Consider the following 12,803-nt stretch of genomic DNA (forward strand, 5'->3'; position numbering starts at 1 on the left):
CGATTTAGGCTTCGCCATCAGCGATGGGGTGATGCGTTATCGCATCGTTCCGGGCAAAGGCGACAACCCATTTACCCAGCGTGTCTTCCAGGGCTTCCGGTTGCCGCCACGCTTGTTGCCGGCTGACGCGGGGGGGAACGAAGGCACGGGACGTCCAAGATGACAATTCCACTGGCTGGTTGCGCCGTGATTGTCACGGCGCTACTAAGCCACGTTGTTAGTCGCTGATATCCACCGTACGACCGTAGAGCTGCTGCAAGGGTCGGGCGTTCATCGGATATAAGTTTCGGAACGCTTGCCATTGCTCTGTCGATACTTCGATAGGCTGCTCCATGACCTGCCATCGGACACCTTCGCTACAAGGCGGCGTCGTGAGTGACCCGGTAAAGGAATAGTAGCCGCGCTCCGCAGGCAGCAGATTGGAAGGATCGAAAGCGGCAGGAAGTACCTGGGCTTTCCCTTCCTGCGAGGGCATCAGGCTGAAAATCGGCGCCAGTTTCGCGTTTGGCTTTCCTTGCTTGATCAGGACGCTGATTACGGCCAACTGCCCGGATGCATTCCGGTGAACCAGATGAGCCACCATGGGAAAGCGCTTACCGTCGATCGCTTCCTCACTTGGCGTGTGGAAGTGAAACTGTGTCAGCTTGTATTCCTCGTTGGCAAGACGAACGGTGCCGGGATCGCTCAATGTCACCTGAATCGTATGACCGTTATTGACCACGGTTGCCTGACTGGCGCGGTAAGCGAAGACGATCGGAGCGAGCAGCGCTTTGTGTGCATCATGGATGTCAATGGGCGATTGTTGCTTGCCCAGACTGCAGCTGGCGTACGCGGGTTCGATGCTTCCCCAATGCGAAGGGTTGTCCTTTCCCGTATAGCTCCAATGAGGTTGTACCGCACCGGCCATCCAAGGAGCGATGGCCAGAGCGCTTGCCAATGCAATCACGTTACGTTTTTTCATATTTGATCTCATGTAAAAACTTTTCCGATGGATTAGAAATCCAATCGGTCTTGCAGGGGAGTTCCACAGTGCGATGCATGGGGGAGTTTAAAAACGTGACTACCCTGCAGGAGCAGCTTCAGCCGCGACCGGGCAGGGCGCGGCATCCCCGGTCGCGGCTGAAGCCGTTCCCGCAGAAATAGGTGGTCTTTCATGCATTTCGATAGAAAACCAAATTCCTTGGTATGAAGGGCAGGTCCGTTGCAATGCCGTGATCGGTGAATTCCAGGCGGCAAGCTTCAACCGTAAGCAACCGTGCTTCGGGAAGAAGTTTTCCAAGTGTAACGGTGCTTGCCAAAGCACGCGTACAGTTCGAAATACTTCAGGTGGCTAATGAGACATGTCTCATGTCCCGGCGCTTCTATAATGGCAAGTGTAAATTGCAGCGGCTATGAGCCGACTTTCTCGCCGATGTAGTGCAGCAACGGTGCAGCGTGTACAAGCATCAGCGAAGGGCCCTCTGTGCGGATGTCTTGTTCCTTCATGTTCCGCAGGAATTCCCAGCTGTCTCCAAGGCTTCCGACCCGATCAGCGCCAGGCGGTTGTCTTGTCATGTCGTACAAAACGTCGCTATCCAGGCTCCAGTAATAATCCTGATCGAGTCGAAGCTCGGGGCCGTTTACCGTCTCGGCGTGCTCAAGAAGATCGTTCACGATGCGGCGGAGATCGCTGATATTCACTACAGAATGCTTGATCATGGGCAGCCTTAATATGATGGCGCTGTCGAGCCGGCCGATATAGGGCCTCTGCGTGTTAGAGGCGCTGGGCCCCAGCGTTCGCTGGGGCGACGTGATGGCTATCGGGACGTGCCTTTGCATGCTTTTGGCGGCTTAGCATGTCTTGTTGAAGACATGCTTGATCCCGCATTTGGTGGCATGTGCGGCGTCGCGAAAGCCGTGGCCGACGGCGCGAGCCCCATTGGCGGTGGCATGGCCGACTTTTCTGGCCCCATCGGCCGTAGCATGTCCCACATCCCGTGCGGCGTGGCCGGTCTTTCGGGCCGCATCTTTGGTGCCTTCCTTGATGTTCTGCGTCGTCTCCGACTGGCCCGCGTACGCCGTGGCGCCGGTGAGTGCCAGTGTCAATGCGGTAAGCAGGAGCAAGTGGCGTTTCATGATGAAGTTCTTTTAAGCGGGTTTACATAGTAGACGAGCCGGGTTGAGGGAGCAGCCTTGGCGGGATAGGCGCTTTATTTGCGGTTGAAAGTGCTCTTCCCCTCGATTCCCTGCCTGATTTATCCTGTATCGCAATAACTTGCGAATGCTCCACGGATCGAGGAGGGGGGATGAGGACGAACTATGTCCTGATTGACTATGAGAATGTACAGCCGAAGGCCCTGGCCGGGCTCAAAGGGGATGTGCCTTTCAAGGTCTTCGTCTTCGTCGGGGCCAGCCAGGCCAAGGTCTCGTTCGAGATGGCGGAAACCTTGCAGTGCCTTGGGGAGCATGCGCAATACATCAAGATAGCCGGCAATGGCCCCAATGCGCTGGATTTCCACATTGCCTTCTATATCGGGCACTTGGCTAACCAGGATGCCGAGGCCGACTTCCACATTATCAGCAAGGATGTCGGGTTCGATCCGCTGATTGAACATCTGAAGGGCCAGAAAATTTCCGCGCGCCGTTTTGCAGAGATAGGCGAGATCCCGATTCTCAAGCCATGTAACGCTACGAAAGCCGAACTGCCTAAGTCGGTGGATAAGCTTGAGCTGGTTCTAAACAACCTTCGTCTGAGGGGCGCTTCAAAACCCCGCTCTATCAAGACACTTTCGAGCACCATCAGATCTTTGTTCCCCAGGAAGCTCGAGGAAGCGGAGTTGGCTGCGCTACTTCAAGCTCTGAAGGCGGGTGGACATATCCAGACTCAGGGGACCAAGGTCAATTACAAGCTTTAAGTCTGCAACTCGACGATAGCGTCGGCAAACTCAATGTGTCCCACTTAGCTATAGCTAGCGCAGTTCGTAGGATGTTCCTGGTGAACGAGGTATTGCGCTTGACGAACGCCTGGCCGTAGGGTTCGCCTGGGTCCGACCTATTTCAGGGGTGGGGAGCACGATGAGCGAGACGGCGGAAAGCCTTGGAATCGAGGAGTTGCGTACGTATTGGGCCTGCCAATGCGCGCCTGGATCTGTGGCGGCGTTACCGCGAGATATCGAGAAGACGCTGCTGGCAGGCTTGCGTCTTAATGTGCTGGAAACCCTGCGCTATTTGCACCACGAGAAGCCGAGCTACGAACAGTTCGAAGCCTGGATACGGGAGCGTAACCGGGGTGAGCTGAAAGATGTGGAGCTGGATCGTTTGCGGTACGCGCTGGCGGGCGAAAGCGTCGGTGCAGAGGTCGGTCATATCGGTGACGTGGATGGCCTGAGCGCGGACGATCTCGCTCATTGGGATGAGCATGGCTATGTCATCCTGCGCAACGCGATTGACCGGAAGGCAGCGGAAGCCGCGGAGGCGGCGGTCTACGATTTTCTTGGGATGAGCCGTGACGATCCGGAATCCTGGTATCGCGAATCGCTGGGCCATTCCATATGGGTGCCGTTATTGCGGCATCCGGCGCTGGTAGCCAATCGTCGCGCGCCGCGTATTCATAAGGCTCATGCCCAGTTGTGGGGGCGCGAAGATCTCTGGGTAACCATCGACCAAGTTGGATTCAATCCACCGGAGCGCGACAACTGGCCATTCCCGGGACCTCATCTACATTGGGATGCGACGCTCGCCGAACCGCACTGCTTCGAGTTGCAGGGCATCCTGTATCTGGCCGATGTCGCCGAGGACCAGGGGGCGTTCAGTTGCGTGCCGGGCTTTCATCGCACACTGAAGGAATGGTTGAAAACCGTTCCGGCGGGCGTGAATGTGCATGACTATGCGCGGAACACGTTGACGATGAAGCCGATTGCCGCGAAACGTGGCGACATGATCATCTGGCATCACCATCTGCCGCATGGCAGCAGTCCGAACCGCGCGCAGCAGCCGCGGGTGGTGCAATACATGTCGCTGTGGCCGACGCGTTTTGCCTATACCGAAGAATGGTTGTCTTGATTGTGGTGGTATCGATCATGGTGGTGCTCATGGAGCGGCTTGTAGCCGCTTGGCGTTTTGCGTCACCTTAGCCTTCTCCCTGGCAAAGCCTGGGGTGAGAGACAGGTCGCACAAGTGCGAAGTACTGAGGGTACCTCAGTGTGCTCCCTCTCCCCTGGCTTGCTGGGGGCTGGGGTAAGGGGCGCCGCAAAGTCCGTCACGACTGAGCTACTCTTTCGCACCGCTGGGGCGGCTCATTAGTAAGAAAAGGCCCGGACTGACCGGGCCTTTTCAATGAACGCGCTAAACAGATCAGCGTGCCTCACCAGGACTGGATTCATAAACAATCTGTTCGGGCGAAGATGCAAGGTGATATCGCCAATCGCCGTTCCCGCCCGAGAATAAAATATTGCCGTTTGCTAGCCTGACGGCAGTCGGCTGATAGGGAGGAAGAATACCGTCTTCTGCTTCCACCCACCGATTCTGAGCGGGATGGTAGATCTCGACCTGCGAATCGTTGGAGAATCGCCCGCCCATAGCTATGACCCGCCCATCTGCCAAGCGGGCCATAGCCATGCCGTCGCCGTGCGGCGTCGCCATGTCTGCCGCGACAGACCATCGGTTAGTGGCCACATCGTAGATTTCAGCGGATTGGTACACAGGTGTCGCGCTGGTGCTATTGCGTCGATGAGCTATGCCGCCAGCGACAAGCACTTTTGAGCATTCGGCATTTAAGCAAGTCGCGTTATGCCAAGCTCTGCCGGCGGCCATGCCGGGTCCTGGTGCCCAGGTATTGGAGATGGGATCGAACAACTCTGTCGATCGCAAGAAGCGGCTGCTATTCAACTGGCCGTTGTCGTTCGAAACGCCGCCAGTGACGAGTATTTTGCCGTTGGATAACAGTGTGGCGGTATGTCCGCAGCGCGCGGTGGACATGGATGGTCCTACATTCCAATAGGGGACCCCGGGGTTGAGCGATTCGGTCGTCGCGGTAGCGGTGTCGGTATCGGCATTGCATCCGCCGGCGACGAGAACGCTGCCGTCAGGTAGCAGTGTCGCCGTATGGCGGCCACGCGGCTCGTGCAAAATTTGAATGCGCAACCAACCACTGGACGGATCGTAGATCTGCGACGTCGCGGCAGCTCCGGTAGAGATGCCGCCGACTACAAGCAGGCGGCCATCGTTCAATGCCGTTGCTGTGTGGTAAAGGCGCTCGAAGTACATGGACGGAAGCGCAGTAACGCTTCCGTCTTCGCGGTAGAGATCGACCGAAGCGGTCTGCTCTCCGAAGGTCAAAGGATGCTTCGGATCGAGCGTTTGAGTGCCTATGTTCCCCCCCGTGATGATGACCTTATTCTTAAGCGGACCGGCAGTCATCAATGTAGCGGTGTGACCGGCACGCCCTACAGTCATGGGATCCTGATTGCCGTTCCAGTGGGCGGCGGCGGCTTGGTCGCTCACCATAAAAGAGCCGCAGCTTAGGGTCAGTGCACAAAACAGGCGCACATTCCTCATGGCCAGAGGTTTTTTTGTTGTCTTGCCGAGATCCACAATGTTCTCCGTCTTTTGCATAAAATGCTTTCGGGGACGCCGCCATGGCAGGCTGCGAGATATAGATAACCGAAATGTATGATTTATGGATGCAATAGAGAGAAAAATGAGACGCATCTCATCGAGCCATGAAAACTTCGAATGTTTTTAATCATTTCACGAGCGTTCTGAGAAAAAACATTCTCACGTCGTCGTTGTAGTAGCGTTGTGCCTGGCCATCGGGGCTGTGGGGCTGTCCGGGCATGATCAGCAGCTCGAATTGCTTATCGGCCTGGATAAGTGCATCGGCCATGCGCATGGTGCTGGACAAGGAAGCATTGATATCCGAAGTACCGTGCATGATGCGCAGCGCACCGCGCAGGTTGCCAGCGGCCAGGATGTTGGAGCCGTTGCGATAGCCCTCGGGGTTGGCTTTGGGCGAGCCGAGGTAAGGTTCGTTGACGGTGGAATCTTCTTCGAGCGCGCCAGGTGCACCGGCATAGCCGGCCTTGAATGTGTCCGGTGCTGTCAGCATGCCGCGTAGCGCGAAGTAACCACCCCAGGAGTGCCCGTAAATACCGACGCGCTGCATGTCCATGTAAGGGCGGCTGGCGGCGACCTGCTTCAGAACGGCGACGTGGTCCGGTATCTCGGTTTGCCCGATGCGCCCATAGTTGGCGTCTTGAAAGGCTTTGCCGCGTCCCGGCGAGCCGCGTACATCGATCACCAGCGCGATAAAGCCGAGTTGCGCCAGCGAATCGGCCATGCGGCTTTCAAAGGACTGGCCGACATAACTCCAAGGTACCGCCGTGGTGAACGGTCCGGCGTAGATGCAGTCGATGACGGGATAGTGTTTCTTAGGGTCGAAATTCCACGGTTTGTACAACGCGCCGTACAAAGGCGTGACACCATCGGAAGCCAAGGCCGCGATAGGCTCCGGTGGCGCGTAGTGGATGTCTGCCAACGCGCTGCTATCGGCCTTCGCGTATTGGAACGTTGTGCTGCCATCGATCGCGTTGACGTCCCACACGCGGGGCTGGGTGCGGCTGGAATGCCCGTCGATGTAGTAACGGCCGGATGGCGACGGATACGCTCGATGGAAGCCAGGGGCAGTCGTCAGTCGCTGCCAGGAGGCTCCCGTCAGGTCGGTTCGATAGAGCAGGCGGTCGTATGGCGCATTGGGCTCGGCCGAAGCCCAAACCAGCAATGCACCGTCGGAAGTGGCCTTGAAGACCTGATGGACGGGAAATGTGCCTCTGGTGACTTGGCCCTTCAGTTGGCCGGCATAGTCGTACCGATAGGCGTGCCGCCAACCATCGCGCTCGGACATCCATAGGAACTGCCGGTTGTCGTCTAGGGGTAACACCTGCGTATCCCAGCCGGTCGTGTAGAAGTCGAGTCCGCCGATAAAGCTTTCTGCGCGCTCTTCATGAAGTATGTGGCGCATCGTTGCGGTGCGCAGATCGACCGCCGATAGATCCATTCGCTTGCCATCGCGGGATAGATGCACGATCAAGGCTTCGCTGCTGTCCGGACGCCAGCCGACCAGCCAGGCGTAGCCTTCTTCCTTTCGGTCGGCGGAAACTGGCGTCATCCGTCCATGGGCGGGGTCGACGATAAAGAGTTCCTGGCGTGGTAACGGCGTCCCGACTTTGGCATACGGGACCATCGCTACTTTCTCGATGGCATCGGTGTAGTCGACGATCGGAATCTTGTGGACCGCGCGTGTGTCATTGCGCCAGACAATCAAGCGACGGCCATCCGGCGACCAGGCGTGCTTGGGGATTTCCCAGACGAGGTTATCCTCATCCTGGCGCTCTACGAGCGCATGTGTGTTGTCGCTCACCGAGAACCCGTCGCCGCGTTGTACGGCCACCTGCCGTCCATCGGGTGAGAGCGCGTTGCCTGGTGTCAGGCTCAGAGCGAGCGGTGCGTTGGTTGCCAGTGCTTCGATGCGATGTGTGGAAAGGTCCAGCGAGAAGGGGCGTTGCCCAAATAGAAAGAGCAGATGCTGTTGATCGGGCGCGATGGCGGTCCATAGATAAGCAGGTATTTCGATCTTCTTCTGCAGAAGGCGGCCGAGCTGTGTCCGTAGTTCGACAGGTGGAAGCAGCGGTTCTGCTTGGCCGCTATGCGCATCCACCTGAACCCAAGTGCCGGCATAGGGGCCGGTGGCTGCCCAGTACACGAAGCGCTCGCCCTCGCGAAACCATTGCGGAGGCACCAGTGTGTCCTTGATCAGGTCGGGATAACGCAGGTGCCGATCGGCGAAATCGAGTTGCGACTTCAATGCCGCGCTCTTATCCGCGAGGTTCATATTGCCCAAAGGGATGGGGGCGGAATCGGGGGTTGCGCGGCTAGAGAGGGAAAGGCTGAGCGACAGCAGCAATGCGAAAACAGGCAGCAGCGATTTCATAAGGTGCCCAGGCAGCGTGACCTGACGCGTTGCATGTGCGCATCAGGCCGGATGGGGAGGCAGGAACCCGAGGGTGGCGGGCCCGCATGCATGCTTTGGCATCCTAGACGGCAAGATCATGTCATACCAATATATCTTTCGAATCCTATTGATACTTTAGAGGTCTCGATTGTGGAGTTTCGCCAATTGCAGTTGTTTGTCGCGGTGGCCGAGGAGCTGCACTTCGGCCGCGCCGCCAGCCGGGTGCGCATGGCGCAGCCGCCGTTTAGTCAGCAAATCCGCAAGCTCGAAAGCGAACTTGGCGTCGATCTGCTGATACGTACGAGCCGGCGCGTGGCACTGACGCCCGCAGGTCAGCAATTGCTGGCGCATGCCAAGGCCTTGTTTGCCAAGCGCGCCGAGGCGATTGCGTCGGTGCGGCACGTCGCCAAGGGAGAGGCTGGATTGCTGCGTGTCGGGTTCGGCGCTTCGTCGGCCTTTGGCGTGCTTCCCGAGATTATCCGGCGGTTTCGGATCAGGCATCCGCAGGTGATCCTGCGCCTGGACGATCGCGAGTCGCTCGATATCGGTGCTGCGTTAAGCCACGGAGATCTGGATATCGCCATCCTTCGCGCACCGTTTCAATACGAAGGTATCGAGACCGAGCCCTTGTTTCAGGAGCGGTTTGTACTGGCACTACCGCAGGATCATCCTTTGGCAGGAAAGAAGCGTATCGCTATGGCGGCACTGGCTGGCGAATCGTTCATTCTGTTTCCCAGGGCGATAGCGCCGGGCTTGCATGACACCATCGCCAGCATCTGCATTCAGGCGGGCTTCTCGCCGCGTGTCGTGCATGAAGCGAGTTCATGGCCTTCGGTGATCAGTCTGGTCAAGGCGGGCTTGGGTATCACCATTGCACCGAGTTCGGCGAAATCCGTGCTGTCCGATGGCGTGGTGTTCAAGGCCTTGCCCGAGATGCCGGCTCGTGCCGAGTTGGTGCTGGCATTTCCGCGCAGGGTGTTGTCGCCGGCGGCGATGCTATTTCGCGAGGTGGCATCGGCGGCGATGCGGTGATGGGCGCGGTGGAAGGAACCTCGGAAAAGTTTCCCATTGCCGGGTTGTGGACAGGGTGAAACCTTTGTTGTGCGAGCACTTCAGGGCGATTCGAATAGCGTTGCGTGGCTGTTTACGTGAGGCCGTTCACTCTCGCTTCCACCGCCTCGTCGGCGCGATCGTTTGTCGATAGCTCGCCACGTCAATGACCCTATCCTGAGTCAGAGCGTGCACCCACGGGTGCAGGTCGTCGACCATGGACACCTGGCCGCCAGCCGCGGCGGGAGCACCGGGTGAACCGCAGATAGCTCACATACCCAACCAGGTGCAGAGCATCGAAGTCGCCACACACCAGCCGACGGCTAACAGAGAGGGCCAGCGGCCTGCGATCAGCCCGACAAATGCCACGACAGCGATGGCCAAATCCCTATTGCCGTGAATGGCGCTGACCCATACGGGATCGTAGAGCGCAAAGCCCAGCAGACCGACGACTGCGGCGTTTACACCGGCAAGCATGCGGACGGCCTGGGTCTTCGATGCCAGCGTCCGCCAGAACGGCAGGGCGCCGGACACCATCAGCAATCCGGGCAAGAAGATGGACAGCAGACTGACGATGGCACCGAGGGCGCCGCCTTGACCGCCGTGCAACGCTCTGCCGAGGTAGGCCGATAGCGTGAACATCGGACCGGGGATCGCTTGTGCCGCGCCGTAGCCAGCCAGGAATCGATCCGGTGCGATCCACCCCGGGTCTACGATGGCTTGCTGCAACAAAGGGAGAACAACATGGCCGCCGCCAAAAACCAGTGCGCCGGTGCGATAGAAGGCGCCTGCGGCTTGGCCGAGCGAAGTCAGGAACGGTGTCGCGACAAAGGCGATCGCCAGCAGCGTTGCATAGGTCATAAGAAAAAACGTGCCGGTGCGTCGTCCATAGCGCAGCGCGAACGTTTCGCCCGGGCGCGCTTCGATGTGACGACACACCCATGGACCCAGGGCGGCTCCCCCTGCGACGATCGATAATTGCATCCAGACGCCTGAATTGAGCGCGAGCAGCGCGAGTGCCGCTGCCGCCAGCAGAGCCCGTGGGCGATCGGGGCAGAGAGAGCGGGCCATACCCCAAACGCCTTGGGCCACCACGGCCACGGCAACCAGTTTGAGCCCATGGATCGTCGCCTGACCCCATGGCCCAGCTAGCCTGTCGCTCGCTTCGGCGAAAGCGAACATCAGCAGCGCCGAGGGTAAGGTGAAGGCAAGGAAGGCGACCATGGCGCCCGTCCAGCCAGCCCGAAGCAAGCCGATCGAGAAGCCTAATTGACTACTGGCGGGGCCCGGCAGGACCTGGCACAAGGCGAGCAGTTGCCCAAAGTGCTGCTCGTCCAGCCAGCGACGCTTCTGCACAAACTCCCGATGAAAGTACCCGACGTGCGCGATGGGGCCGCCGAAGGAGGTCAGCCCCAGGCGAAGGAAGACGCGGGCTACTTCGAGCGTATGGACGGCTTGTGTGCGCGGCGGCGAGCTGTTCATTGGTGGAGCGAACGGAGGGCATCGAATGATGAGTTCGCATGACTATACCGACGAAACGTGCGCTAAGCATTTGTGACCGACCAGTCGCTCGAAGGCCGGCATCTACCGATGATCGGGAATCATGCCGATGGTGCCCATCCATGTCTCCACCAAGGCGGGCCACCGCGTAATCGGATTCGAGGTCGGCCGCAATCCGAACGCATGCCCGCCATGCGCGTACAAATGCATCTCCACAGGCACGTCGACCTTTTTCAATGCGGCGTAATAAACTAGCGACTGATGTACGCCATCGACATGGTCGTCCTCCGCTTGAAGCAGGAATGTCGGCGGGGTTTCGTGAGAAACCGGGACATTGGGGTTCAATGTTTTGTCATCGGCCGTCAGGTGTCCGGGATAAAGGGCGACGGCAAAATCCGGGCGGCTGCTTTCCTTGTCGGCCGCGTCTATCGGGGCGTACAAGCGGCGTTTGAAGTTGGTGCTGGCCTCCGCCACCAGATACCCACCCGCTGAAAACCCGAGCACGCCGATCTTATGCGGATCGATGTGCCACTCGGCTGCGTGGAAGCGTGCCAGCCGCGTTGCTCTCTGGGCGTCCTGCAGCGAAGGCACCGATAGTTCGAAATTATGAGGGCGGCAGTCGCAATGCCAGTTGTAAGGAATACTGGGCACGCGGTACTTCAACAGGATGCAGGTAACACCGCGAGATGTCAGCCAGTCGCACACGTCGGTGCCTTCCAGATCCATGGCGAGGATTTCAAAGCCTCCGCCAGGAAATACAACGACTGCCGCGCCCGTATTCGTTCCCGTTGGGGCATAGAATGTCATGGTCGGTTCGGACACGTTACTGACGGCCGTCACCGGTTTGCCACCGATGAGCGCTTGCGGGTTGGAAGCGACGTACTCGGCTCCCGGCATGGGCTTGGTGCCGGGCGGCGTTCCAGGCCATAGCGGTATTTGCGTGTGTCCACTGGTGGGGTGCCACACTGGTGTTTCGGCATGCGCGGCTACGCATGCGATCAGTAAAAAAGATAAGGTAACGGCCCACTGTTTTTTCATGGCGCTCCTCCGTTTGAGCACTCGGCCAGGCTTGCGCGATCAGGACAGGAAGTACGATGTAACCCCTTTCGCCATCCTGCATGTTAGGCGGGGCGCGCAACGGTCGCTTTCGTGGATTTCTTCGGGCAGTTATCGGCGATTGCTTGTTCGCTGGCCCGTCACATTATCCTTGGAGAGCAGCTACGCCAAGGAGCGGGGGCGGCCATGAGGTACTCCATCGACTCACCTGGGATTTCCCATGCTCTGGATCTTCACGAAATACGCCATTACCGCGGCTATCGTCGTTCTTGTATCGGAAGTGGCTAAACGCAGCGATCGAATGGGCGCGCTGCTGGCTTCTTTACCGCTGGTGACTTTGTTGGCGTTGACTTGGCTTTATGTTGAGAAGCAGCCTGCCGACAAGATCGCAAACCATGCCTGGTATACGTTCTGGTACGTTGTGCCGACCTTGCCGATGTTCTTGCTCTTTCCCCGGCTGTTTGCCCGATTCGGGTTTTGGCCTGCATTGGGGTTAAGTGCTGTGATCACGATAGTGAGCTTTGGGCTATTTGCCTGGGCAGTACGGCCATGGGGGATCAAATTGCTGTGATCGCTCCCGCAGAAGGGCATGCCGGAGCGTCCCGACCGGGGCATATTTTCTCAGCAGCACCCTAGCCTATCTCTCCGACTCCGCCGGGGAAGACAGGCTAGGGTGGATGAGCCGCCGCCAACAAGGCACGCGACAGTAGCGATTCCGCCGCGTGCCAGCGACGTTTCGTATCAAGCCCGTCCGGTGGGATAGGCGCCGGGATAGGGCGATAGCAGCGCGGTTTCTTGCCGCGCCAATTCTTCCCGCATGGCATTGGCCACCTCGGAGACTTCTTCCGGTGTCACGCCCTTGGGCATGGTCGATGCCGCAATCGGCGTGGGGAAGAGGCCGTCGTACACGACCAGGTTGATGTTCTCGGTCGGGTCCTTTCTCAGGTTATAAAGCTCCCATTGATCCGGTACCGGCTTCGGACTCCAAGGATCGCAATACCGCACCAGTTTCCAGTCGCCACTGCGCAACGCGCGCACGTGCGCAGGCTGGCACACTGGGCCAGGCGTCAGTTCAGGCAGGTATCGGTGTGGGTTGTCCTTCGACGGCGGTGTGCGCAGCAGCTCTACGGTCGCGCAGAACACCGCGTACTGCTGCTGCGAAGTAGTGTTGTGCGGATCGTCGTCGCGCGGTAGCGGCTCGGTGATCATA

Annotated in this window: 12 protein-coding genes; 4 read left to right on the forward strand and 8 right to left on the reverse strand. The window is 58.8% G+C overall.

Annotated features, from left to right (window positions below):
• Window positions 1-217: 217 nt before the first annotated feature.
• The 3 genes from VIM98_RS10085 to VIM98_RS10095 all read right to left on the reverse strand — a co-directional run bounded on the left by VIM98_RS10085 (window position 218) and on the right by VIM98_RS10095 (window position 2,115).
• Window positions 218-961, reverse strand: a complete 744-nt coding sequence (locus VIM98_RS10085) for a carbonic anhydrase family protein (RefSeq protein WP_331992974.1) — start codon at window positions 959-961, stop codon at window positions 218-220.
• A gap of 428 nt (window positions 962-1,389) precedes the next feature.
• Complete coding sequence (locus VIM98_RS10090) at window positions 1,390-1,698, reverse strand: hypothetical protein (protein ID WP_331992975.1); 309 nt, start codon at window positions 1,696-1,698, stop codon at window positions 1,390-1,392.
• A 132-nt stretch (window positions 1,699-1,830) separates the two neighbouring features.
• Window positions 1,831-2,115 carry a hypothetical protein gene (locus VIM98_RS10095; RefSeq protein WP_331992976.1) on the reverse strand — a complete coding sequence of 95 codons (285 nt, stop codon included), beginning with the start codon at window positions 2,113-2,115 and terminating at the stop codon, window positions 1,831-1,833.
• 170 nt (window positions 2,116-2,285) lie between these two features.
• On the opposite strand from VIM98_RS10095, the gene VIM98_RS10100 reads away from it, so the two are divergent.
• Both VIM98_RS10100 and VIM98_RS10105 read left to right on the forward strand, forming a co-directional pair.
• Entirely contained in the window at window positions 2,286-2,894 is a 609-nt protein-coding gene (locus tag VIM98_RS10100; protein WP_331992977.1) for a PIN domain-containing protein, read from the forward strand.
• Between the two features lie 160 nt (window positions 2,895-3,054).
• Window positions 3,055-4,041 carry a phytanoyl-CoA dioxygenase family protein gene (locus VIM98_RS10105; RefSeq protein ID WP_331992978.1) on the forward strand — a complete coding sequence of 329 codons (987 nt, stop codon included), beginning with the start codon at window positions 3,055-3,057 and terminating at the stop codon, window positions 4,039-4,041.
• Between the two features lie 291 nt (window positions 4,042-4,332).
• On the opposite strand, the gene VIM98_RS10110 is transcribed toward VIM98_RS10105, so the two are convergent.
• Window positions 4,333-5,592, reverse strand: coding sequence for a Kelch repeat-containing protein (locus VIM98_RS10110; RefSeq protein WP_331992979.1), 1,260 nt, complete (start codon window positions 5,590-5,592; stop codon window positions 4,333-4,335).
• 130 nt (window positions 5,593-5,722) lie between these two features.
• Window positions 5,723-7,867, reverse strand: a complete 2,145-nt coding sequence (locus tag VIM98_RS10115) for a S9 family peptidase (protein ID WP_331992980.1) — start codon at window positions 7,865-7,867, stop codon at window positions 5,723-5,725.
• A gap of 270 nt (window positions 7,868-8,137) precedes the next feature.
• Here VIM98_RS10115 and VIM98_RS10120 point away from each other — a divergent pair, with 270 nt between their 5' ends.
• Complete coding sequence (locus tag VIM98_RS10120; RefSeq protein WP_331992981.1) at window positions 8,138-9,019, forward strand: LysR family transcriptional regulator; 882 nt, start codon at window positions 8,138-8,140, stop codon at window positions 9,017-9,019.
• 288 nt (window positions 9,020-9,307) lie between these two features.
• Here the strand turns inward: VIM98_RS10120 and chrA are convergent, their stop codons facing one another.
• Together chrA and VIM98_RS10130 are read right to left on the reverse strand one after the other, a co-directional pair.
• A complete protein-coding gene (chrA, locus tag VIM98_RS10125; RefSeq protein WP_331992982.1) occupies window positions 9,308-10,519 on the reverse strand; it encodes a chromate efflux transporter in 1,212 nt (403 codons plus the stop codon).
• A 102-nt stretch (window positions 10,520-10,621) separates the two neighbouring features.
• Entirely contained in the window at window positions 10,622-11,575 is a 954-nt protein-coding gene (locus VIM98_RS10130; protein ID WP_414650208.1) for an alpha/beta hydrolase, read from the reverse strand.
• 238 nt (window positions 11,576-11,813) lie between these two features.
• On the opposite strand from VIM98_RS10130, the gene VIM98_RS10135 reads away from it, so the two are divergent.
• Entirely contained in the window at window positions 11,814-12,164 is a 351-nt protein-coding gene (locus tag VIM98_RS10135; protein WP_331992983.1) for a DUF3147 family protein, read from the forward strand.
• Between the two features lie 170 nt (window positions 12,165-12,334).
• Here VIM98_RS10135 and VIM98_RS10140 read toward each other — a convergent pair.
• Window positions 12,335-12,803: hypothetical protein (locus VIM98_RS10140; RefSeq protein ID WP_331992984.1), on the reverse strand; the 469-nt coding region annotated here is incomplete at its 5' end.

The organism is Dyella sp. (assembly GCF_036568765.1).
Lineage (GTDB): Bacteria > Pseudomonadota > Gammaproteobacteria > Xanthomonadales > Rhodanobacteraceae > GSA-30.

Coding starts and splice junctions, on each gene's coding strand:
- chrA (WP_331992982.1), bottom strand. CDS start 10,519: ATGAACAGCTCGCCGCCGCGCACACAAGCCGTCCATACGCTCGAAGTA.
- VIM98_RS10095 (WP_331992976.1), bottom strand. CDS start 2,115: ATGAAACGCCACTTGCTCCTGCTTACCGCATTGACACTGGCACTCACC.
- VIM98_RS10085 (WP_331992974.1), bottom strand. CDS start 961: ATGAAAAAACGTAACGTGATTGCATTGGCAAGCGCTCTGGCCATCGCT.
- VIM98_RS10105 (WP_331992978.1), top strand. CDS start 3,055: ATGAGCGAGACGGCGGAAAGCCTTGGAATCGAGGAGTTGCGTACGTAT.
- VIM98_RS10100 (WP_331992977.1), top strand. CDS start 2,286: ATGAGGACGAACTATGTCCTGATTGACTATGAGAATGTACAGCCGAAG.
- VIM98_RS10115 (WP_331992980.1), bottom strand. CDS start 7,867: ATGAACCTCGCGGATAAGAGCGCGGCATTGAAGTCGCAACTCGATTTC.
- VIM98_RS10110 (WP_331992979.1), bottom strand. CDS start 5,592: ATGCAAAAGACGGAGAACATTGTGGATCTCGGCAAGACAACAAAAAAA.
- VIM98_RS10135 (WP_331992983.1), top strand. CDS start 11,814: ATGCTCTGGATCTTCACGAAATACGCCATTACCGCGGCTATCGTCGTT.
- VIM98_RS10130 (WP_414650208.1), bottom strand. CDS start 11,575: ATGAAAAAACAGTGGGCCGTTACCTTATCTTTTTTACTGATCGCATGC.
- VIM98_RS10090 (WP_331992975.1), bottom strand. CDS start 1,698: ATGATCAAGCATTCTGTAGTGAATATCAGCGATCTCCGCCGCATCGTG.